A 19,551-nucleotide genomic window follows, 5' to 3' on the forward strand; every position below is an offset into this window, starting at 1 on the left:
TATATTGAGGTTGGATATGTCTAATTTATATGACATACTACAAAAAATTAAACAAAGACCAGCTTTATATTTAGGGAAGCGTTCTTTGAGTCATCTACAAGTTTTTTTAGATGCATACACATTTGCTCGGCGTGAGTTGGGAATAGAAGTGACAGAGCAAGAACGAGAATTTGAAGATTTTCAAGAATGGATAGAGCAAAGATTTAATCAGCCAGATACTCAATCTTGGAGTCGAATTATTTTGTTTTATTCGGAAGATGAAAGCGATGCTTTGGATAAATTTTTTGAATTATTTAAAGATTTTTTGCAGCGCAACAATAGTTCAGAAGTTAATGAAATAGGTCATGTGAAGTCTGGAGTTTGAAACTCCGATTGGCATGAAATTTGAGTGGTACCTTACCTCAAGCTGTGTTTCACTTTAAGGTTGATACATTTAGGCAAGCAGGGGAGCTTCAGGTGCAGGGGAGCAGAGGGGAAAGAATTTGTATCAGGATTTTAGTGAAATGGTATCACTACAATAATTCTGTGATGGAAAATAGCCGTTGTTTGTCTATTTTTTGAAGCTTGACTTTTTCGGCATAAAAAGCCTGATAATAAGATTGATATTTTTCTGGTTCGGTTTCGGGATCGGTTTGCTGCCATAGTTCGAGAAAGTGGCGATAGCGTTTTTCCAGCATTACCAAATCCATGCAAGCGATCGCAGCTTGAACCACCTGCGGAGTGCGAAGTATTTCTTTCTTCGTTTTCTCGTTCAAATGAAATAGATGCGATACTATTCCCAAGTCTTCTGATAATTCTAAATATTTATTTTGCAGAGTTGAAATTAAATCTATTTGTTCCACCTCAGTTTCTAAAATCTGTCGCCACAAAAATCGATGGTGGGAAAGGCTAAATTGCAAATCTCGTTCTTCTAATTCGTCAATAATTACTTGACGCTGTTCGGGACAATGCAAGTAAATTCGCAGTAATAAAGCTTCTGCATATTCTAAAAGGCTGCGTTCTGTAGGAAGTGGGGAAAGTTGTTCGCTACCTCCCCATGCTTTTTTCGCCGAGACGGGTTTGGAATATGTAGGCGCAGGGGGAGCAATTTGAGTTAATAAATTTTCGATTCGTAAGGGTATAAGTCTGCTATCGCCTAAACTCAGTATTTCTGCACAATAAGAAACATAATAATTTCGAGTATCGCTGTTAGCAATATTTTTGAGTAATTTAACTAATTGCTGAGTTACTTGTTGAAAATCAGTCGCTTGTTTTAAATCCCGGTTTTGAATAATTTGTTGAATTTGCCAATCTAGCCAAAGCGGTGCATTTGCTAACAATTCTGCATAATTTTCTGGTGTTTGTTCGCGCAAGTATTCATCAGCATCTTTGCCGTTAGGTAAATTGAGAATTTTTAGCTGAACTTCTCCTTTATAGGCTAGATCGGCAATTTCGCCGATCGCTCTTTCGGCTGCATTAGTTCCAGCTTTGTCAGCATCAAAGTTGAGTATTAATTGTTTCGATTCGCTGTAGCGTAATACTAGCCGCACTTGTTCTAAACTTAAGGCTGTACCGAGAGAGGCGACGGCGTTATTAATCCCAGCGGCGTGGAGAGCGATCGCATCAAAATAACCTTCTACCACCACCGCCCGATCGAGTTGGGAAATTCCGGTTTTGGCGCGATCGAGGGCAAATAATGTTTTACCTTTACTAAAAAGCTCGGTTTCTGGGGAATTTAAATATTTCGGTTGTTCGTCAGTCAGGGTTCTACCGCCAAAAGCGATGACGCGTCCTTGAACGTCGCGGATGGGAATCATCAAGCGATCGCGGAACACATCATAATAACCGCCGCCTTCTTTGCGTGGTTTAATCAATCCGGCTTTTTCCACCAGTTGCACTGGATAATGTTTGTCTTCCACCAAGTAGCGATACAGAGTTTCCCAACCTGCGGGGGCATAACCTAAACCAAACTGCTGTATGGTTTCTTCTTGAAGTCTGCGGTTAGATCGCAAATATTCAATTGCCTTTTGCCCTTGGGATTGTCTGAGGGCGTGTTGATAAAACTGCGCCGAAGAAGCCAGAACTTCATATAATTGTTCGCGCAAAGACAGCTGACGCTGTAATTCTTGGCGTTGTTCGGGTTCTAAGGTTTGTACGGGTATTTGGTAACGCCGTGCTAAATCCAGTACTACCTCAGCAAAGGAACGCTTTCCCAAGTCCATGACAAACTTAATTGCATTTCCCCCTGCTTGACAGCCGAAGCAATAATACATTTGCTTAGTCTGGCTGACGGTGAAGCTAGGAGATTTTTCATCATGAAACGGGCACAACCCGACGAAATCTTTCCCTCGTTTGCGTAAAACTACGTACTCCGAGACGACATCGACAATATCAGATCGTAGTTTAACTTCTTCAATTGTGTCTGGGTGTAAGCGGGGGATTTGCATGGTACTGGGGATTGGGGACTGGGGAAGAGGATGGGGGGATAAGGGGATGGGGAGATGGGGGGAAAGAAGAATTACTTTCTCCCCACCTCCCCACCTCCCTACCTCCCCATCTCGTCAGTCCCTTGCCATCAACTTTGGAGAAATAACAAAGGACAAATGACTTTCGACTTCTGATAGCTATTATATTGTTGTTGCAAAGCCACCAATTATGTCTAAAATTGCTAACGCTTAATTTTAACAGAGGAAATACTGAAAGATGGGACGTATTTTTATCTCGGCGGCTCACGGAGGCAAAGAAGCGGGAGGAATCGATCCGGGTGCGATCGCTGGTGGTACAACTGAAGCTAAAGAAATGATTCTGCTGCGGGATTTGATTGTCACGGAACTGCGGGCGCGGAATTTTGAAATTTTAGCAGTTCCCGATGATTTGAGTGCGGCTCAAACTATCAGCTGGATCAATTCCCGCGGACGCCGGGGTGATGTGGCGCTAGAAATTCAATCTGATGCAGCTAGCAGTCCTTCTGTACGTGGTGCTAGTGTTTTTTACATTACCAATAATACTGAGCGCAAAACCAATGCCGAACAATTACTAGTGGCTTTGTTGCGCCGCGTACCCCAATTACCAAATCGCGGAGTTAAGCCAGATACAAATAGTGGATTGGGTAGTTTGGCATTCTGTCGCCAGACAACACTTCCAGCTTTGTTAATGCAAGTGGGATTTCTCAGCAGTCCAGAAGATCGGGCTTTGCTGCAAACTCGTCGCCGCGATTTTGCTTTGGGAATTGCTGACGGATTGGCGTCTTGGAGTCGTGTAATCGATCCTACTGGAACTCCCACAGAACCTACTTATGCACCAATTAATATTAATATTAACGGACAAAATTATTCAGAACAAGGAATTTTAGTTAATGGTAATGCCTACATTCCCATTGATTTAGTAGACCGTCTGCGAATAGATTTATCAAAAGCGCCGAATGTCAATCGAATTACTTATCGGAAAATAGTTTATGTCAAAGCGATCGAACTCCGGGATTTTAATGTTGCAGTTGGCTGGGATGCTGCAACTCGTACTGTCAGCTTGCGCTCGAATTTAATCGTTTGTGCTGGTAAATTAGACCGAGTAATGTCAAACGGTAATACTTCAGAAGTCCAGTTACAATTATTCCTCAGAAATAATAATGAAAATGCTTTGGTAAAGTTTCCTGATATCTCAAAACTTTATCGAGAAGAAGCAGGTATAGAAGGAGTAAATTATGATATTGCCTTTTGCCAAATGTGTATAGAAACGGGCTTTTTAAGGTTTGGCGGTGATATTAAACCCGAACAAAATAACTTTGCTGGTTTAGGTACTATTGGTGGCGGTTCGGAGGCAGCATCTTTTCCCAGTGCCAGAATTGGAGTCCGGGCACACATCCAACATTTAAAAGCTTACGCTAGTTTAGAGCCTTTGGTACAGGAAGTAGTAGATCCCAGGTTTCGCTTTGTGACGCGAGGAATTGCACCATTAATTGACCAACTATCAGGACGCTGGTCAGCTGATTTAGATTATGGTGCAAGAATTACAGCAATGCTTAAAAGATTGTATGAGTCAGCAGGACTTCTTTAAGTTTATTTTCATAAATTCCATAAAATTACCCTAAATAGAAGATGGTGCGTTACGCTGTGCGACAACGCACCCTACTATTAAAGGATTTTTGGTGCTAACACCAAGCATATTGTTCTATATTTAAAAATTAAGCAGATTTAAAAAATCGGATAATTTCACGTACATGGTCGAGAAATTGTCCATCAGTGGAAAGTTGCGCGATCGCATTTCTCGCTTCTCTTCCTAAACGCTCGTGTTCTGTATGATTTATGGCGCGTAATTCTTCTAAATTCGCCGCAATCCGCGCTAAATCTCTGCGGGTTTCTTCGGCAAAACGTTGTTGAGTTGCTGGCAATGAAGAGGGTTGTTCTGGGTTAAGTTGCTCCTCTAAAGATTGCACTTTTTGTTCTAAATTAGCAAAGCGACCCTGGAGTTCAAAAATATCTTCACGGGGATACTTCAATTCTTGGCGAATCATCGCTAACCGTGCATATAAATACTCGTAAGCTCGAATCGCTGGACGCAGAATTGTTAACAATAAAGCTGCACCAGAACTGACATATCCAACTGTACTAATACCAGTGACAGCAAGAGTATAAAGACCAACAGCTGAGAGTAAGTGCAAAGCAATGGCAACCCAGAGCGATCGCTGTGCCAAAACCGTGATATACTTTACTTGTTTTTCATCGACTGGAATTCCTTTTTCACTAGATTGTGCTGCTTCTGCTAAAACTTCTTTAGCTTGAAAATGCACATTCCACGGTACCGTAACAATTACCAACAGCCACCAAAAACTTGTACCACCAATCACCCAGTCCAGAAAGTTACCAGCAGGTATGTGCAACCATTGGAGTAACCCAAAAGTGGCTAGCACTACAACCGCAATGCTAGTAATGGAACTGATAAAAAAGTTAATATACATTTTGCATTGTGTCCGATGAAACTATTATCTCCATCGTCCCTATGCTGTAGCTTTTATACCGAATGCTTGTGATAGTTTTTCTAGTAGCACATATACCACTGTAGAAAATTCAAACTTCAAAAATTTTTATGTTTGTAATCTGAAATTAGATACTTAAAATAAATATTTATCAATTATGGCTGTATAGCGTTTTGAGTTTTAAACGGCTAAAACCTGAAATTTATTAAATTATTGAAAGTTGAGATTCAAGAAGCTATTTAGCTTTTTTGTTCGATAAAGATTAACTTAATAGGCATACTAACTAAAATGAGGCTATTGCAAAATAATACTTCTAAAAAAAGGCTAGCATATATACTTTTCGCCTTTAGTATCATCAGTATAACTGTAATGTACTTATTGTGGAATTTCTTGTTCCACAACAAACTCTTTGGACTTAAATTAATAGATCTTTATGATATTGATGTTTACTTTCGTTCAAGTCGATGGGTTGTTGGAGAAGGAATACTATATGAAAATATTTTTTCTCAATATACTTTACTAGCAAACTTGATTTTTGGGTTTAGTCGATTCGTAGCTGAAGCGACTCATCCCTTTTCATCCGATTTAGAAAGTTTTTCATTTATTTGGGCATCTATTAGCTGGTTAATCTATCTTGTTGCTATATATGTAACATTAACTCAAGTATCAAAAAACTCTATTTGGCTTTGGTTAACTCCAGCCGCAGTTTACTTTGCCATATTTAGGTTTGACATCTACACATCCTTGACAACACTGCTTGCTCTATTGGCAATTCGCGATGAAAAATATACAAAAGGATCGTTTTGGCTGGGAATAACAATAGCCTTGAAAGGATATGCTCTATTTTTACTGCCTTCTTACCTTATTTTTATCTTTTACAAACAAGGTATTAAAGGCGTTATCAAGGCTACTATAGTTTCTTTGTCTCCCTTTGTTTTGGGTAACCTGATAGTATTTCTTTATGCGGGTTTAAAAGGTCTTTTGGTTCCCTATTCTTTTCATGCTGCGCGGCAATTGAATGGTGAAAGCACATACGATGTATTTTACTTAAATTGGCTTGTTGCTGTTTTTCCTAAATTACCCACGCTTTTACAAATTTCGTCATCTTTGCTCCCAGTATTGAAAAAGCCAAAAACATTTGAATCTTTAATTAATGCTTTTCTAATAGCACTAGTGGGCTTCATGACATTCTCAGTCTTTTATTCTCCGCAATTCTTTTTGTGGATTGTTCCAATTGCTTGCTTTTCAGGATCTATTTTAATCAAAAGACTTACACTTGCCTTCTGTTGGGCTACATTTTTCTACTATCCCATTGGTTGGGGTATCAAGAATAAAGGATTGTTTGGAAAAATATTTTTGAGAGCAGCTATGACTGTGACTGCTGTTATTCGCTTGGCTTTACTTTATAACTTAGTACGTCGAGGCAAAAAAACTGACCAGCCGAGCTTATCTTAAGACTATTAATCGTCATCGAGAGAGAGTAAATAATATCTTGGGATTTTTGATTATTGGCACATATTTCTTCTTTTGTTTCTAAGATATAAAAACATTTTGCCCAAGTTAATCTCCTCTAATCAACAAGACTTATTAATCTTGGGCAAAGATGCGACGTGCTTTGTTATTGGATGAGATAACTACGCCAAATTGGTTGAGTATCTTTACTATCTTTATCTGGAAGCAGCAATCGCCAAGTTTTACCTTCTTGCTGAATTTGCAAGTAAAGATTAAAAGGTTTTTTTGGTTGTGTTAAACGTCGTTTTGGTAACTTAACAATTAAATCATAGGTTCCTTGGACGCGGAAAGCTGGTAAATTTTCAATAGTTAGGGGTTGTTCTTGGCTAATTGATAGCCGCTTGATTTCAAATCCTTGAAAATCTAGATCCAACTGCTGGCTAAGCTTTTGTTGAGCTTGTTCTAACTCAAATGCGATCGCTTTTTGCACTAACTCGCTAGTCGGTACCAATCCAATACTGCCACAAGCCGTCAATAGAATTAACAATATTACTGTTAAAAGCCGCACCATATTAATCCTAATAAACCCCTAATCAGCGATAGTATAACTGTAGATTCCCTAAATTTTCTCATCTACCATGCCAAAACAGTCTATAGGTCTTGATAACCAACTATACAATTATCTTTTATCCGTTTCGCTGCGAGAACCAGAAATTCTTTGGAAGCTGCGTCAAGAAACCGCGAACCACCCCAATGGCACAATGCAGATTTCGCCAGAACAAGGGCAATTTATGAGGCTTTTGGTGCAGTTAATCGGAGCGAAGAAAACCCTGGAAGTTGGAGTGTTTACGGGTTATAGCTCACTTTCTGTAGCTTTGGCGCTACCAGATGATGGTAAGATTATCGCGGCTGATGTGAGTGAAGAATTTACTGCGATCGCCAGACGGTATTGGCAAGAAGCTGGAGTTGCCGATAAAATCGATTTGCACTTAGCACCAGCCTTGGAAACTTTAGATCGATTGTTAGCAACTGGCCAAGCCGAGACATTTGATTTTGCCTTTATCGATGCTGATAAAGAAAATTATGAAGGATATTACGAGCGATCGCTACAATTAATACGTCCAGGCGGATTAATTGCTATTGATAATGTTTTGTGGTCGGGACGCGTTGCTGACCCACAATTTCAAGATGAAAGTACCCAAGCAATCAGGGCGCTGAACGAAAAGTTACACCATGACGAACGCGTAATTCTTTCTCTTGTCCCCATCGCAGATGGACTTACTTTAGCACTTAAACGACGTTAGTGCATTTGGATATACTTACTTTATTTGATTGTCATTAGTCATTGGTTTTTATGACTAATGACTAATGACTAATAACTAATGACTAATAACTAATTCATCAAACTTTACTACCTTTGAATCAGGCTTGCGAGTATCAAAACGATAACTAGCGATCGTACCTGTTGCTGTGTCAAAGATACTAAAAACTGTCAGATCGTTACTAGCAATATAAGGCATCGGTTTAGCATCTTCACCTAACAAAGGAGCGATTGTTGGTATAATCGGTTCTAAACCATTGGGATCGCCAAGTTTAACATACTCTTCTTGATAGCCAATTGGCACTTCTCGCTTTCTTTCACCCCAAGCCGCACCATAAGTATTACCAACATTAGATGTTTCTAAAAAGTGCATTCCCCTAGCACTAACAAAGCGATTCCATAAATGGGAATGTCCATAAAATACTAATTGCACATTAGCTTTTTCTAGCAAAGACACAACATCTCGGATGATATAATCTGCACCTTTGGGATACTCGTAACGCACAGCCTTAATATTGCCACCATCTCGCTCAATTATTTGTACTGGTTCTGTATAAGCAGGAACTATATTATCACCCAGAGTATGAGGCGGATGATGAAACATCACAACTTTGTATTTTGCTTGTTTAAACTCAGGGCTGTTGAGTTCTGCTTCTAGCCAATTATACTGCTTGGAACCTTTAGCAATTTGCTCATAAATGACCTGTCCATAACCCCAATTTTCTGAATTATTGAAATCTTTTTCTGCTTCTTGATATCTACCCTTACGCTTTCCATCTAAACTGGGAGGACGCCACATATTCGTAATGTATAATACTACGAGACGTACATCTCCAAAGGTAACTGCGTAATATTTTTTTCCACCCTCTTGACTTGTCGGTAGAGTGAAAATTTCTTCGTAGGTAACAGTATTAAAAGAATTATCGATCGCAGATTTGCCAGGATACAATTTTTGGGCGATCGCCTGAGGAATGGTATCATCAAACTCATCATTTAAACTGCCAGTTCTAGCAAATCGTCCCATCACTTCATGATTACCAATGCAAGTAAACATGGGTGCATGTTGAATTATTTGCCCACCAGTGTAGGTTGTCTTAACACCGTCGTGGGTCATTTCGTATTTAGCACGACCTTGCAAACCGGGAAACAGCGCACCACCGCTATTATCATCAAACCATTCCGAGGCGCGATCGGGAACATTCACCAGATCGCCAGCAAACCATACCCCATCAACTCGTCCAACCGTTTCTACTACCTTTTGCAGATTTGCAGATGTCATCGGTTTTAATTGATGGTCTGAGGTAAGCAAAATTTTGAGTGGCGTACCGGGTTTTGGAGTAGCTGCAAGAGTAAAAACATCACTGCTAACAGCTTCGCCATCTTCCCGCACACTTGTAACGCGATAGTTTACCCGTACACCAGAGGTTAACCCAGTTACCTCAGCTTCATGTCGCCAAATGTCACGTCCAACAGGTTTTTGATAAACTTGGTTGTCTTGGGTTTGGTTTCCAACCCTTGATTTTTGGTCTTCACGCGTGCGACTGAGTTTGATAGTATCTGCCTTAGCAGTTTGTTTGAGATTTTCACCGTAGGACACTGTGTGTTGAGTACCAGCAAACTCGGTAAACCAAACTACTCGCACTGAATTTTCAGTTGGCAGCTGCAAAAATGGATCGGTCAGCAGATAAGGTGCTGATATCATATCTGTTTGCCTACATGAATGCACGCTTACTAGAGTAAAGCATATAACAAGCAAAAGCATAGCCACTGAGGAGATTTTACGGCTATCTATGCGTTTGAGCATGAGTAACATACCAAATTTTTATAGGGTATTCACCGACTGAATGCAATTTTATTATTAGCTTTTTTGGGGAGTAGGTTTAAAACTTATCTTCGATAAACCCTGTAGTTTCAGCTTTTTAATATGCAAACTTCGCCCTTTAGCCAAAGGTAACGATCTAGAATTAAACTCAATAGGGTTAACCCTAACAATGGTAAAGAAAATGTCCTAACTATATAAGGTTAAAAAACCATGCAAGCAGCTTTACGCATCACAACTAAAGTTTTACCAGGAAACAAAATAGAAATAGAACTTCCACAAGCCGAGATTGGTGACAACGTTGATGTATTCATTATTTTGCCAGAAAAACCTAAAGTAAAACAGCGTTCTGCAATAGAAATTATAGAAGAAGTCCACGCTAAACGCACACCAAAAAGTGCTGAAGAAATAGATAGACAGCTGCAAGAGGAGCGGAATTCATGGGACAGCTAATAATTTCCTCTTCTGGCGTTATCTATATAGACACACCAGTAGTGATTTATAGCGTGGAGTGGAACCCCGAATATTATTCACTGCTCCTACCACTATGGTTAAAGTTTCAGACAGGAGAAATTCAAATTATTAGTAGTGAACTCATATTGATGGAAGCTTTAGTTCTTGCTTTGAGAAATAATGATACATTTTTACTCAATGCTTACGAAGAACTGCTGTTGTCGGAAAATATGCAACTAGTTCCTATCAGCAAATCTGTACTAAGACAAGCTGCAAATCTCCGGGCCACTACTAACCTGAAAACACCCGATGCTATTCATGTAGCTACAGCGTTGTCTGTTAATTGCAACCAATTTCTAACCAACGATAAAGGCTTTCGCAATGTCCCCAGCTTACCAGTTATTATCCTTAGCGAAGTTTTAGCATCTTGAAGGATATGGTGTGTTAAATAAATTTAATGCACCTGAGTAAAATTATTTTTCCAAAGATTCCAGATATTTCAAAATTCTCTGATTTTCCAGCGTTAACTCTCTAATGTCTGCCGTATTATCATCAATTCTTCTTTGATTATCAATCATTTGGCGTTGTGTATTAACTATTTGCCGTTGCATCTCATCTAGTCTCGGTAAAATGCTACTAGATAAATCAGTCAATGCTTGAATTGCTCTAGCGTTAGATTGAATGAATTCATTGGTTCGCTCTGTCAATGCTTGAATTGCTTTAGCGTTAGACTCAACGAGTTTTTCTATACGTTCTAAATCGCTCATAATTTTATTCAACTACTAGTTATAGAACTTATGCCCACACATGATATTATAGATAACCGCAATCAAAAATTAGTAGACCAAATAAACTGCATTCTCGACTCATCAGCAGCAGCCCATTTTGCAGTATATCAAAGGCTATCAGCAGTTGTTTTTATTAGACAATGAAGGAAATATAGTTTTTAGGGATATCCCTCGCATCTTGGGTGCAATTAAAGCTGACTGTACTACTCCCACCTTAACAGTTTTCAAAGGGCATAATTATACCGTGATGCATGTTAAATTTCAATTTGCAGAAGAAGTAAAGCATCGGCAAGCAGAAAGGGAATTTAACCAGCGTTTGACTCAGGGACAACGTTATATTCTCCGCGAACTGAGAAGGTTTTTTCAATTCATTACAGACGAAAAAGTAAAAAGTGAAGTCAATATTATAGAAAAGGCGTTTCGCGGTTCTATAAATCAAGTAATTAATCGAGAGTTAAATATACTGCGACGTAATGGTTTTATAGGTCAGGAATTATTCAATCAATTGGTGCAAATTTACCATCAACATAACATGCAAGGATGGCTAAATAATAGTTTGCCTACACTGTCTGAGCCAATTCCGATTATTATTTGTAGTGAAGCTTTGGAATAGACTTGACTTAAAAAACCTGCTAACCTCTTGAAAAGACTAGCAGGTATCCTATATTATCAATCGGAGCGGCGGGATTTGAACCCACGACCTCCACTACCCCAAAGTGGCGCGCTACCAAGCTGCGCTACGCCCCGTGAATTAGTTTTGGATTTTAGATTTTAAACCTTGAATCCGTTTATTCACTTTCGCTATTCTAGCATGAAGACAAATAAAAGTCTAGATATTAGCTTTAAAAAACTTTGAGCATTCCGCTGGCTTGCAGTAAATCTCCAACAGCACAAGCATCCCATTTACCTTCTACACCTCGCCCTGCATTCAAAATGAAACGCAGGCTGTAGGCGTGGGGATAGCCTTCTACCTCCATCCATAATAAATCGCTTTCAGCTTCACAGGCGATTTTCTCTTCTTCCATTAATTCTGTTGCGAGTTGCTTCATGGTGTCTGCTAGCTGTGCCAGTAGACGACAAAAATCATTCAACTCGGCTTCGGTTAACTCAATTGCCCAGTCATCAGTACCTATTAAACCTTTAAATTCAGGTGCATCTGGGTTCCAGCCAATACGCCAACCGGAACCGCTTTTGATAACACGTTCCATAATTAGAGACGCGATTAACCCTTGTCTGTACAAGAGTGAGGAGTTATTAATTTACTCTGGCATTATTTAAGTAATTGTGCGCCTCCACCTTGGGGTGGTTGTGGAGTTGTTGATGTGCTGGGGTTGGCTGTTGAGTTGGGGCGAGGGGCTGATGTGTTTTGGGAATTAGGATTAAATATACTGACTAAAACTTCTACTAAGGCATTTCGTTGGCTGCGAGTGAGACGAGCGATCGCAGCTTTATCGCCTTCTATGGGATTTTCCCGCAGTGTATCATTTCCTGGATAGCTACTATCATACATAACTTCATTAGCACCCAGGTAATCAGCTAAAGTTAGTTTCCAATCCAATCGATAAACTGGGGGACGCCCTTTGGTGTAGACATGATACCTAATCAACCGAGTTGCTAGGGTATTGTTTTCAGCAACTTTGCCATTTTCTTTGTTGATATACTTATTTTCCCGTGGAAAATCTGGCAATTTCTGGTAAACTATCTGCCAAACATCGCTGGGAGTGATTGTCTGTCCTATCCCAGGTTGGTTAGTAAATAAAGTGGAACCCAAAATAATTAAACCCACCATTAACGCAAATAGTATTGGTGAGTACTGAGTTTTAAGTTTTGAAAGAACTGATTTCAAAAGAAATTTTCTCTTTTTCATAAAATAAGATTTTGGGCGTTGCTGAGTGCAAGTATGAATTTGGCTGAATCAGAATTCAGAACTATTGTACAGACGCGATTAATCGCGTCTCTACTTCACTCAGCACTATATTTTATAGTTCGCCAATAATTTCTGGCTGAGTCAATTCATCGGACATTTCGATAATTGCCCTTAGCACTGGCTTCATCATTGCATCTTCATTACTTTCAAAATCTTCATAACGCCGACGCTTGGCACGATTCGCCACCTGAACCGTAATGCGGTAACGATTTGAGGCTGCACTGATCAAATCCTCAGCACGGTGCATAATTTGAGACTGTGTTGTCTCGAACTTAGAACGCTTTAGCATAATTAGTGGTTCTTGGGGACATTCTCCAGTGTAACAGCACTAAATCAGTCTGCTACTGTCTGTTTAACCGCGAGCAACCTTTCTGTTGATAGAGGCTAAGAGTATTTTAGTCACTTTATAAGTAACTTGTAGTATTAACTGACGCACCCTCATGTCCGATCTTGTGGAAACTGCGATCGCAGCAGGAAATTTCAATACACTAATAAAGGCTGTTAAAGCTGTAGACCTCATAGAAACTCTCAAAAGTCCTGGTTCTCTGACAATCTTTGCACCCACTGACGAAGCTTTTGCCAATTTGCCAGAGGGAACTTTAGATTCTTTACTACAAGACATTCCCAAGCTGAAGAAAATTGTGGCGTATCATGTCGCTAGTGGAGATGTCAGATCTGATGACTTGGTACAAATTAATGAAGCAGAGACCCTTGAAGGGTCAATTGTAGCTATCGAATCTGTCAACGGCAAAATTCAGGTCAATGGCGCCAATGTCATCAAAACAGACATTTTGGCAGACAATGGCGTCATCCATATTATTGATGCGGTGTTGATGCCTGCAATGGTGGCAGGGAAGTAAGGGGAAAGGGTAAGGGGTAATACCAATTCAAAATTCAAAATTCAAAATTCAAAATTCAAAATTAAGAAATCCATATTTTACAAGGTTTTCTGGATTTGGATCTGTTTCAAAATTTTAGTGAATTGGTATAAGGGGAAAAGGGGAAAGATTAAATTTATTCCTTTTCCCTTTTCCCTTTAACCTTTTCCCCTGCCTCCCCTGCCCCAGTCCCTAGCCCAAAATACAACCGCTACGTTCAGGAATAGTTAATGACAACTGGTGAGTTTCTCCTTCACTATTCCACTCAAATTCAGCACTACCATATAAGAGTTTGTTCGGTTGAGTTTGCAAACTGGCGATATCTACAGTTGCTGTTACCGGACTTGTCCCAGCGTTGACGGCAATTATCAATTCTTCTTTCTCTAAAGTTCGCGCAAAGATGTAAAGTGCTCCTTGAGCGTAAAGAACTTGGTAATCACCTGTACGCAATGCTGGGTAAGTGTGGCGGAGGGCAATTAATTGGCGGTGAGTATCGAAAATTTCTCGGTTCCAGTTACTCTCTAAGGGAAAACCACGGCGTGAGTCTGGGTCTATGGCGCCAGGTAAGCCAACTTCATCGCCATAGTAGATACTGGAAGCGCCGGGAAATGTGAGTAGCAGTAGAGTTGATAATTCTATGCTGGGTATGTCACCACCGGCAATGGTCATCAATCGGGCTGTATCGTGACTTGCTAGCAAATTGAGTTGAGTCAGCTGAATTTCCCAAGGATAAAGTTCGAGTAATTCTTGGATTTTGGTGGCGTACTCGGCAGCAAATAAGGGTGGATAAGGTTTATAGTCGCGGCTTTGCACTTGATCTAAGACTACGCGATCGCCAGCCGCAAAGGCAATTGTCGGCCCGGCAAACAAATAATTCATCACTCCGTCAAATTGCGTGCCATCCAACCACTCACGGGAATCTCCCCAGACTTCGCCGACAATGTAAGCTTCAGGATTGATGGCTTTGACGCGATCGCGGAACTCTTGCCAAAAACCAGGGGTTTTAATTTCAAATGGTACATCCAATCGCCAGCCATCGATGCCGAATTTAATCCAATATTCGGCAATTTCCATAATGTATTCCCGCACTTCTGGATTGTCGTGGTTAAATTCTGGTAAAGCGCGATTTCCTGCCCAACCCACGTAGTTAGCAGGAAAGTCGCCGTTGTAAGCTGAAAGAGGCCAGCCTTCGATTTTGAACCAATTTACCCACGGGGAATGTGGCCCGTTCTCTAAAACGTCATGGAAAAAGAAAAATCCCCGGCTGGAATGGTTAAAAACTCCATCCAGAACAACTTTGATATCTCGTTGGTGGGCAGCGTCTAGTAATTCTTTAAAAGCTTCGTTGCCCCCCAGCATCGGGTCAACTTGATAATAATCGTGGGTATGATAGCGGTGATTGCTGGCAGATTGAAAAATAGGTGTAAAGTAAATGGCGTTAATGCCCAGATCCTTGATATAGTCTAAACCTTCCATGATGCCCCATAAATCCCCGCCTTTATAACCTTGCAGTGTTGGCATTGCGTCCCAATCTTCCCAACGGGCTTCATGCAACAGGCGTTTGCGTGGCTTTTTACTTCTAGCAAAGCGGTCTGGAAAGATTTGGTAGAAAACAGCGTGCTTCACCCAGTCTGGTGTTTGAATTTGCATGAATTACTCTCAGTGGCTTCAGAAGCGATCCTTGCAGATATTAGCTTCTTTGTGGCTCCTACTTATGATAGAAAATTGGGTGTTGGGCATGGGGCATGGGGCATGGGAAAATTGATTCGCATTTTTTATTATTTATTCAGAATCTGGCTGGCTTTTCTAGGGAAATATTATTCAGTATTAAGTACTTTTTTATAAAAACTTGCTACCCAAATTAGTAATTATTAACTTTATTTCATTTTTTAATAAATTTTAATATTGTTTAAACTAAATTTATCCGTAATGACTGAAAAAATTACTGGATGAGTTATATAGATTATGAATTATATCAAGTTCCATTCAATCAAAGTACTAAAAAAGGAAGCTATGATTCAAAACATCTTAACTCCTAACTCCCCACTCCTAACTCTCAACTCCTAACTCCCAACTCCTAACTAATTACATTTGAGGCAAAAATGAGACACGACAAACTTTCTCCCGGATTACTTTTGGCCTTTCAGGATTATCAAAACGAAGGGGAACAAGCCTTAGTTACACATAAGCGATCGCTTGGAATTATTGCCCATAAAACCACAGTCAAACCAACTAAAAGCGTTGTTTTTATCTACTGCGACTCTGATGCAGACTTGAGTTATTTATCGCAATATAATATTGAAGTCAATCAAAATTCCGGCAGCGTCCGCACAGCTTTCTTACCAATAAATGCTTTAGAGGTCTTATCTGAAGAAGATACAATCCAACGTATCAAACCATCACGCAAACTTCACCTCCGGATGGACGTTGCACCCGGAAAAGTCAAACTGCCGGAGTTTAAAAACGAAAGTGGGCTTACTGGCAAGGGTGTAATTGTCGGCATTATAGATAGTGGCATTGACCCGAAACACCCAGCTTTTGCTGGCAGAATTTTATATATTTGGGATCAAACACTCCCAGGCCCAGGAGTAGCAGAAGGGGGCTACGGGGCTGAATTTACAGGGGCGCAGCTGACAATTTCTCAGGATACCGACGGACATGGCACCCACGTTGCCGGAATCGCTGCTGGTGCGGATGCTACCTATAGCGGTGTAGCCCCAGAGGCGGAATTAGTTGTAGTCAGGTCAGATTTACAGGATGCCCACATTGCCGATGCCGTTCGTTACATTTTCCGAGTCGCCAGACAGTTGGGACGCCCAGCGGTTGTCAATCTCAGCTTGGGGGGACACGCCGATGCCCATGACGGTAGCGATTCTTTATCAAAGGTAATTGACGCCGAAACCGGCCCTGGCAGAATTGTTTGCTGTGCTGCGGGTAACGAAGGCAGCATCAATATTCACGGCCAAGCAACCATACCCAGCGATCGTACCCGTGGTATGCGCTTTAATGTTCCTTTGAATCAAGTAGGCATAGTTTGGTTAAATGGTTGGTATTCCAAAGATAGTGAGTTGGAAGTGTCGGTGCGGAGTCCCAACGATTTTGTTACTCCGTTCCAAAAAATCATTACTGACGGTAATCCTACCCAGGAATATCAGTTACCCGATGCACGGGTGGAAATTGTGACACCAGGGCCAGACCAAGCTAATGGCGATCGCAACTTCTTTGTCCAAATACGCGGTATCGGCCCTTCCCAAGTAATGGGAGGTATTTGGCAATTACGCCTACGCAATACTTCTGGAACTGACACACGTGTGGATGTGTGGACGTTAGACGATATGTCATCAGTATTTTTTACAGGTAAAAGCATCAAGGATGCAGTAAAAATTGGTTCCCCAGGAGCCGCTAGTAGTGCCATTACAGTTGCAGCTTATACTACCAAAGCTGAGTATACAGATATTGATAACCAAGTACGAGAAATGGGCTTAGATTTGGATACGATTTCCGAATTCAGCAGTGAAGGCCCTTTACGCAATGATGCCCAAAAGCCCGATATAGCAGCACCGGGAGCAATGATTGTTTCTACACTTTCTGCCGATGCTAATTCTGCCCGTTCGTCAATGATTAATTCTAAGTTTGTCGCAATGGCTGGTACGAGTATGGCAACACCTTTCGTCACTGGTTTAGTTGCATTACTCTTACAACGCGACCCCCAACTCGATCCCGCTACTTTGAAAGATTTGCTACGTAAAAATAGCGCCATTCCCGGAAAACCCGCAGGTACATTCGATGAGAAATGGGGTTATGGAGTGATTAATGCTTTAAATCTATAATTAGATTGAGCGAGGTGGATATTATTTCTGTACAAGGATAGGCGATAACAAACTATAAATTTGATAAGTTAGGGTAGGTAAAAATTGCCTACCCTGTTTAACAAGGAATTGTTTATGAATTATCAGAAGATAGACGCCGCCCTTGCTACAGCGTTGAATGATGTTCGAGATTCAGAAAAACCGAGCTTGGAGGTTTTTATCCATACCGAACCAATTTTAGACTCTAATGCAACTGCTGTTTTACAAAATTTCGGCGTTAGTGGTGTTACCAGCGGTAAAGATATTTTTACGGCAACACTCTCACCCAATGCCATCTCTCAATTATCAGAGCAACCTTGGGTGAAGTATTTGAAGCGATCGCAGCAATTAAGTTTGGTTAATAGGAGAATAGGTATTGGGAGATTGGGCGTTCAATAGGCATTACTTAAACCTACACCGCGCAGATATTTTTTTACTGTTACTGTGAATCAGGTTTTTGTTTTTCTGGAAACTTACACTTCACTTCGATTTCCAGATTACTTTCAGCTGAACCTTCAGTAATGTAAGGTATGCCTGCTTTACCACCCAACTTAATGCCAAATTTAAGTCTTACCTCTTCAATCTCAGCAGTATTGAAGTCTTTAAAAGCACTAAGAGCATAAATAGTATAAGAGCGAATCATTTGCCGAGCTTGTTGCATTCGAGCGATCGCATCTGTTCGGATATCCTTGTATTCTATGCCATCATCCTCCTCAATTTCCTGAGTTATTTCGGTGGCTGTGACGTTAATTTCAATCTCCTTAATTTCCCCGTCTGCTTGGAAAAATAGTTGCTGTACTTCTGACATGGGCTACCTCAATTAAATTTTTGTATCGTGTCTGAAATATTCCAGGCTGTTTGCGAAAAAATAACATATCGTATTGTTTCTAGTAACACAGCTATCATTTGTGTCTGTCAAGATTATCCAGTATTTACTAACCCAAGGTGTATTAAATGGCACGATACGCGCTTGTTATTGGCATCGCCGATTATCTCAGCCCATCATTACCGCGTTTGTCGAAAGCTACAAATGATGCTGAGGCTATAGCGCAACTTCTAGAGCAATATGGTGATTTCCAGTCTGTACAAAGGCTACCCCAGCGTTGGAATAAGGATAAAAACGGTTTTGAAATAGGAGCGCAAAAAGTTACTGGCGCTCAACTTGGCGAAGATTTGAGAACTTTTTTACTAGAGCAAGCTGCTAATAATGAAGCGCTAATTTATTTTAGCGGACACGGTTTTATAACTTGCGATCGCTTGGGACAAAAAAAAGGATATTTGGCAACTTCTGATTCTCAGATTGAAGTTGCAGAAAACCAAATTGTGGAACAAAAATCTAGTATTTCCCTCGACAGTCTCAATCAATTAATTCGAGATTCGCAATTGAGTAGTTTGGTAGTGCTACTCGATTGTTGTCATGCTGGCTATTTTTTGGAAAGACAGTTGGTAGAACAAACTCTTACCGCTTTCAGTTCCCAAAGAGATTATTATTTAATTACAGCTTGTCGTGGCTTTGAACGTGCGGCAGTAATTAAGAGTGAAGAATATAGCATTTTCACAGGTGCAGTTCTCAAGGGACTAGCGCCTGAGAATGCAGGTAATAGTAGAAGAATTAGCAGCGATCGCTTATTTGATTTTATCAGCGATGAACTTAGAGGTTCTGTACAAGAACCGATTCGCATGGGTTGGGGACGTTCGATTACTTTAATTAGCTATCCTGAAATCAGTCAGCCTCCAAATTCTACACCCCAATCAGACCAACCAGTAATTAATAACTCTTTTAACATGTCTGGTAATTCTATTGGAAGCTTTGCTGGTAGTGGCTCGATTAACTACAAAGAAGCTCCTAACCAAATTCGCAATATAACCGTTAATTCTTCTAGTTTGCCATCTCCATCGCTTAACCAATTAAGTAATCAGCAGCGATGTCAAAGCCTCCGCAATCATCTCAGCGAATCACTGGAATTATTAGAAGAGTATGAACAACAAGAAAGACTGACAAGCGACCCAAAATTACGTAGAAGTGCCAAAAATGAACAGGAAAAATTGCGACAAAAAATCGCCAGTTATGAGGAAGAAATCAATAATTTAGGATGTTGAATTATTGGAGATTA

The 19,551-nt window shown here is 40.5% G+C and carries 22 protein-coding genes and 1 tRNA gene; 12 read left to right on the forward strand and 11 right to left on the reverse strand.

Annotated elements, in window-relative coordinates; genetic code table 11:
- Positions 1 to 16 precede the first annotated feature (16 nt).
- Positions 17 to 364, forward strand: a complete 348-nt coding sequence (locus tag NSTC745_RS17345) for a hypothetical protein (RefSeq protein WP_445638244.1) — start codon at positions 17 to 19, stop codon at positions 362 to 364.
- A gap of 148 nt (positions 365 to 512) precedes the next feature.
- Here NSTC745_RS17345 and dnaG read toward each other — a convergent pair whose 3' ends face one another.
- Positions 513 to 2,426, reverse strand: a complete 1,914-nt coding sequence (gene dnaG / locus NSTC745_RS17350) for a DNA primase (protein ID WP_445638245.1) — start codon at positions 2,424 to 2,426, stop codon at positions 513 to 515.
- Positions 2,427 to 2,682: 256 nt separating this feature from the next.
- On the opposite strand from dnaG, the gene tftA reads away from it, so the two are divergent.
- On the forward strand, positions 2,683 to 4,032 hold the full coding sequence (gene tftA / locus NSTC745_RS17355; protein WP_445638246.1) for a hormogonium tapered terminus morphoprotein TftA: 1,350 nt from the start codon (positions 2,683 to 2,685) through the stop codon (positions 4,030 to 4,032).
- Positions 4,033 to 4,159: 127 nt separating this feature from the next.
- Here tftA and NSTC745_RS17360 read toward each other — a convergent pair whose 3' ends face one another.
- Positions 4,160 to 4,933, reverse strand: coding sequence for a hypothetical protein (locus NSTC745_RS17360; RefSeq protein ID WP_445638247.1), 774 nt, complete (start codon positions 4,931 to 4,933; stop codon positions 4,160 to 4,162).
- 315 nt (positions 4,934 to 5,248) lie between these two features.
- Between NSTC745_RS17360 and NSTC745_RS17365 the strand changes: the two genes are divergently transcribed.
- Positions 5,249 to 6,406, forward strand: a complete 1,158-nt coding sequence (locus NSTC745_RS17365; protein ID WP_445638248.1) for a hypothetical protein — start codon at positions 5,249 to 5,251, stop codon at positions 6,404 to 6,406.
- Between the two features lie 163 nt (positions 6,407 to 6,569).
- On the opposite strand, the gene NSTC745_RS17370 is transcribed toward NSTC745_RS17365, so the two are convergent.
- A complete protein-coding gene (locus NSTC745_RS17370; RefSeq protein WP_445638249.1) occupies positions 6,570 to 6,974 on the reverse strand; it encodes a hypothetical protein in 405 nt (134 codons plus the stop codon).
- Positions 6,975 to 7,041: 67 nt separating this feature from the next.
- Between NSTC745_RS17370 and NSTC745_RS17375 the strand changes: the two genes are divergently transcribed.
- Positions 7,042 to 7,707: an O-methyltransferase gene (locus tag NSTC745_RS17375; RefSeq protein ID WP_445638250.1), complete on the forward strand. Its 666-nt coding sequence runs from the start codon at positions 7,042 to 7,044 to the stop codon at positions 7,705 to 7,707.
- A gap of 75 nt (positions 7,708 to 7,782) precedes the next feature.
- Here the strand turns inward: NSTC745_RS17375 and NSTC745_RS17380 are convergent, their stop codons facing one another.
- The gene (locus NSTC745_RS17380; protein ID WP_445638251.1) at positions 7,783 to 9,426 is read right to left on the reverse strand and encodes a metallophosphoesterase; all 1,644 of its coding nucleotides are present in this window, start codon (positions 9,424 to 9,426) and stop codon (positions 7,783 to 7,785) included.
- Between the two features lie 330 nt (positions 9,427 to 9,756).
- Between NSTC745_RS17380 and NSTC745_RS17385 the strand changes: the two genes are divergently transcribed.
- Both NSTC745_RS17385 and NSTC745_RS17390 read left to right on the forward strand, forming a co-directional pair.
- Positions 9,757 to 9,996, forward strand: a complete 240-nt coding sequence (locus NSTC745_RS17385) for a hypothetical protein (RefSeq protein ID WP_445638252.1) — start codon at positions 9,757 to 9,759, stop codon at positions 9,994 to 9,996.
- Entirely contained in the window at positions 9,984 to 10,427 is a 444-nt protein-coding gene (locus tag NSTC745_RS17390) for a type II toxin-antitoxin system VapC family toxin (RefSeq protein WP_445638253.1), read from the forward strand. Before NSTC745_RS17385 ends, NSTC745_RS17390 begins: the two co-directional genes overlap by 13 nt.
- A gap of 42 nt (positions 10,428 to 10,469) precedes the next feature.
- Here NSTC745_RS17390 and NSTC745_RS17395 read toward each other — a convergent pair whose 3' ends face one another.
- Positions 10,470 to 10,763: a hypothetical protein gene (locus NSTC745_RS17395; protein WP_445638254.1), complete on the reverse strand. Its 294-nt coding sequence runs from the start codon at positions 10,761 to 10,763 to the stop codon at positions 10,470 to 10,472.
- Between the two features lie 118 nt (positions 10,764 to 10,881).
- On the opposite strand from NSTC745_RS17395, the gene NSTC745_RS17400 reads away from it, so the two are divergent.
- The gene (locus NSTC745_RS17400; RefSeq protein WP_445638255.1) at positions 10,882 to 11,397 is read left to right on the forward strand and encodes a hypothetical protein; all 516 of its coding nucleotides are present in this window, start codon (positions 10,882 to 10,884) and stop codon (positions 11,395 to 11,397) included.
- A 60-nt stretch (positions 11,398 to 11,457) separates the two neighbouring features.
- Here the strand turns inward: NSTC745_RS17400 and NSTC745_RS17405 are convergent.
- From NSTC745_RS17405 to NSTC745_RS17420, 4 genes are all read right to left on the reverse strand, one after another.
- A tRNA-Pro gene (locus NSTC745_RS17405) sits at positions 11,458 to 11,531 on the reverse strand.
- Positions 11,532 to 11,626: 95 nt separating this feature from the next.
- The gene (locus NSTC745_RS17410; RefSeq protein ID WP_445638256.1) at positions 11,627 to 11,992 is read right to left on the reverse strand and encodes a DUF1818 family protein; all 366 of its coding nucleotides are present in this window, start codon (positions 11,990 to 11,992) and stop codon (positions 11,627 to 11,629) included.
- A 62-nt stretch (positions 11,993 to 12,054) separates the two neighbouring features.
- The gene (locus NSTC745_RS17415; protein WP_445638634.1) at positions 12,055 to 12,573 is read right to left on the reverse strand and encodes a hypothetical protein; all 519 of its coding nucleotides are present in this window, start codon (positions 12,571 to 12,573) and stop codon (positions 12,055 to 12,057) included.
- 190 nt (positions 12,574 to 12,763) lie between these two features.
- Positions 12,764 to 13,000: a DNA-directed RNA polymerase subunit omega gene (locus NSTC745_RS17420; RefSeq protein ID WP_094351515.1), complete on the reverse strand. Its 237-nt coding sequence runs from the start codon at positions 12,998 to 13,000 to the stop codon at positions 12,764 to 12,766.
- Positions 13,001 to 13,151: 151 nt separating this feature from the next.
- Between NSTC745_RS17420 and NSTC745_RS17425 the strand changes: the two genes are divergently transcribed.
- Positions 13,152 to 13,571 carry a fasciclin domain-containing protein gene (locus tag NSTC745_RS17425; RefSeq protein WP_445638257.1) on the forward strand — a complete coding sequence of 140 codons (420 nt, stop codon included), beginning with the start codon at positions 13,152 to 13,154 and terminating at the stop codon, positions 13,569 to 13,571.
- A 210-nt stretch (positions 13,572 to 13,781) separates the two neighbouring features.
- On the opposite strand, the gene NSTC745_RS17430 is transcribed toward NSTC745_RS17425, so the two are convergent.
- Positions 13,782 to 15,239, reverse strand: coding sequence for a glycoside hydrolase family 13 protein (locus NSTC745_RS17430; RefSeq protein WP_445638258.1), 1,458 nt, complete (start codon positions 15,237 to 15,239; stop codon positions 13,782 to 13,784).
- A gap of 12 nt (positions 15,240 to 15,251) precedes the next feature.
- Here NSTC745_RS17430 and NSTC745_RS17435 point away from each other — a divergent pair, with 12 nt between their 5' ends.
- The 3 genes from NSTC745_RS17435 (at position 15,252) to NSTC745_RS17445 (ending at position 17,836) form a co-directional block, all read left to right on the forward strand.
- A complete protein-coding gene (locus tag NSTC745_RS17435) occupies positions 15,252 to 15,434 on the forward strand; it encodes a hypothetical protein (protein WP_445638259.1) in 183 nt (60 codons plus the stop codon).
- 257 nt (positions 15,435 to 15,691) lie between these two features.
- The gene (locus NSTC745_RS17440; protein WP_445638260.1) at positions 15,692 to 17,419 is read left to right on the forward strand and encodes a S8 family peptidase; all 1,728 of its coding nucleotides are present in this window, start codon (positions 15,692 to 15,694) and stop codon (positions 17,417 to 17,419) included.
- Positions 17,420 to 17,533: 114 nt separating this feature from the next.
- Positions 17,534 to 17,836 carry a hypothetical protein gene (locus NSTC745_RS17445; protein WP_445638261.1) on the forward strand — a complete coding sequence of 101 codons (303 nt, stop codon included), beginning with the start codon at positions 17,534 to 17,536 and terminating at the stop codon, positions 17,834 to 17,836.
- A 40-nt stretch (positions 17,837 to 17,876) separates the two neighbouring features.
- On the opposite strand, the gene NSTC745_RS17450 is transcribed toward NSTC745_RS17445, so the two are convergent.
- Entirely contained in the window at positions 17,877 to 18,245 is a 369-nt protein-coding gene (locus NSTC745_RS17450) for a CU044_2847 family protein (RefSeq protein WP_445638262.1), read from the reverse strand.
- 146 nt (positions 18,246 to 18,391) lie between these two features.
- On the opposite strand from NSTC745_RS17450, the gene NSTC745_RS17455 reads away from it, so the two are divergent.
- Positions 18,392 to 19,537: a caspase family protein gene (locus NSTC745_RS17455; RefSeq protein ID WP_445638263.1), complete on the forward strand. Its 1,146-nt coding sequence runs from the start codon at positions 18,392 to 18,394 to the stop codon at positions 19,535 to 19,537.
- Positions 19,538 to 19,551: the final 14 nt, after the last annotated feature.

The organism is Nostoc sp. DSM 114161 (assembly GCF_052692665.1).

Coding starts and splice junctions, on each gene's coding strand:
- NSTC745_RS17345 (WP_445638244.1), top strand. CDS start 17: ATGTCTAATTTATATGACATACTACAAAAAATTAAACAAAGACCAGCT.
- dnaG (WP_445638245.1), bottom strand. CDS start 2,426: ATGCAAATCCCCCGCTTACACCCAGACACAATTGAAGAAGTTAAACTA.
- tftA (WP_445638246.1), top strand. CDS start 2,683: ATGGGACGTATTTTTATCTCGGCGGCTCACGGAGGCAAAGAAGCGGGA.
- NSTC745_RS17360 (WP_445638247.1), bottom strand. CDS start 4,933: ATGTATATTAACTTTTTTATCAGTTCCATTACTAGCATTGCGGTTGTA.
- NSTC745_RS17370 (WP_445638249.1), bottom strand. CDS start 6,974: ATGGTGCGGCTTTTAACAGTAATATTGTTAATTCTATTGACGGCTTGT.
- NSTC745_RS17375 (WP_445638250.1), top strand. CDS start 7,042: ATGCCAAAACAGTCTATAGGTCTTGATAACCAACTATACAATTATCTT.
- NSTC745_RS17380 (WP_445638251.1), bottom strand. CDS start 9,426: ATGATATCAGCACCTTATCTGCTGACCGATCCATTTTTGCAGCTGCCA.
- NSTC745_RS17385 (WP_445638252.1), top strand. CDS start 9,757: ATGCAAGCAGCTTTACGCATCACAACTAAAGTTTTACCAGGAAACAAA.
- NSTC745_RS17390 (WP_445638253.1), top strand. CDS start 9,984: ATGGGACAGCTAATAATTTCCTCTTCTGGCGTTATCTATATAGACACA.
- NSTC745_RS17395 (WP_445638254.1), bottom strand. CDS start 10,763: ATGAGCGATTTAGAACGTATAGAAAAACTCGTTGAGTCTAACGCTAAA.
- NSTC745_RS17410 (WP_445638256.1), bottom strand. CDS start 11,992: ATGGAACGTGTTATCAAAAGCGGTTCCGGTTGGCGTATTGGCTGGAAC.
- NSTC745_RS17415 (WP_445638634.1), bottom strand. CDS start 12,573: ATGGTGGGTTTAATTATTTTGGGTTCCACTTTATTTACTAACCAACCT.
- NSTC745_RS17420 (WP_094351515.1), bottom strand. CDS start 13,000: ATGCTAAAGCGTTCTAAGTTCGAGACAACACAGTCTCAAATTATGCAC.
- NSTC745_RS17425 (WP_445638257.1), top strand. CDS start 13,152: ATGTCCGATCTTGTGGAAACTGCGATCGCAGCAGGAAATTTCAATACA.
- NSTC745_RS17430 (WP_445638258.1), bottom strand. CDS start 15,239: ATGCAAATTCAAACACCAGACTGGGTGAAGCACGCTGTTTTCTACCAA.
- NSTC745_RS17440 (WP_445638260.1), top strand. CDS start 15,692: ATGAGACACGACAAACTTTCTCCCGGATTACTTTTGGCCTTTCAGGAT.
- NSTC745_RS17445 (WP_445638261.1), top strand. CDS start 17,534: ATGAATTATCAGAAGATAGACGCCGCCCTTGCTACAGCGTTGAATGAT.
- NSTC745_RS17450 (WP_445638262.1), bottom strand. CDS start 18,245: ATGTCAGAAGTACAGCAACTATTTTTCCAAGCAGACGGGGAAATTAAG.
- NSTC745_RS17455 (WP_445638263.1), top strand. CDS start 18,392: ATGGCACGATACGCGCTTGTTATTGGCATCGCCGATTATCTCAGCCCA.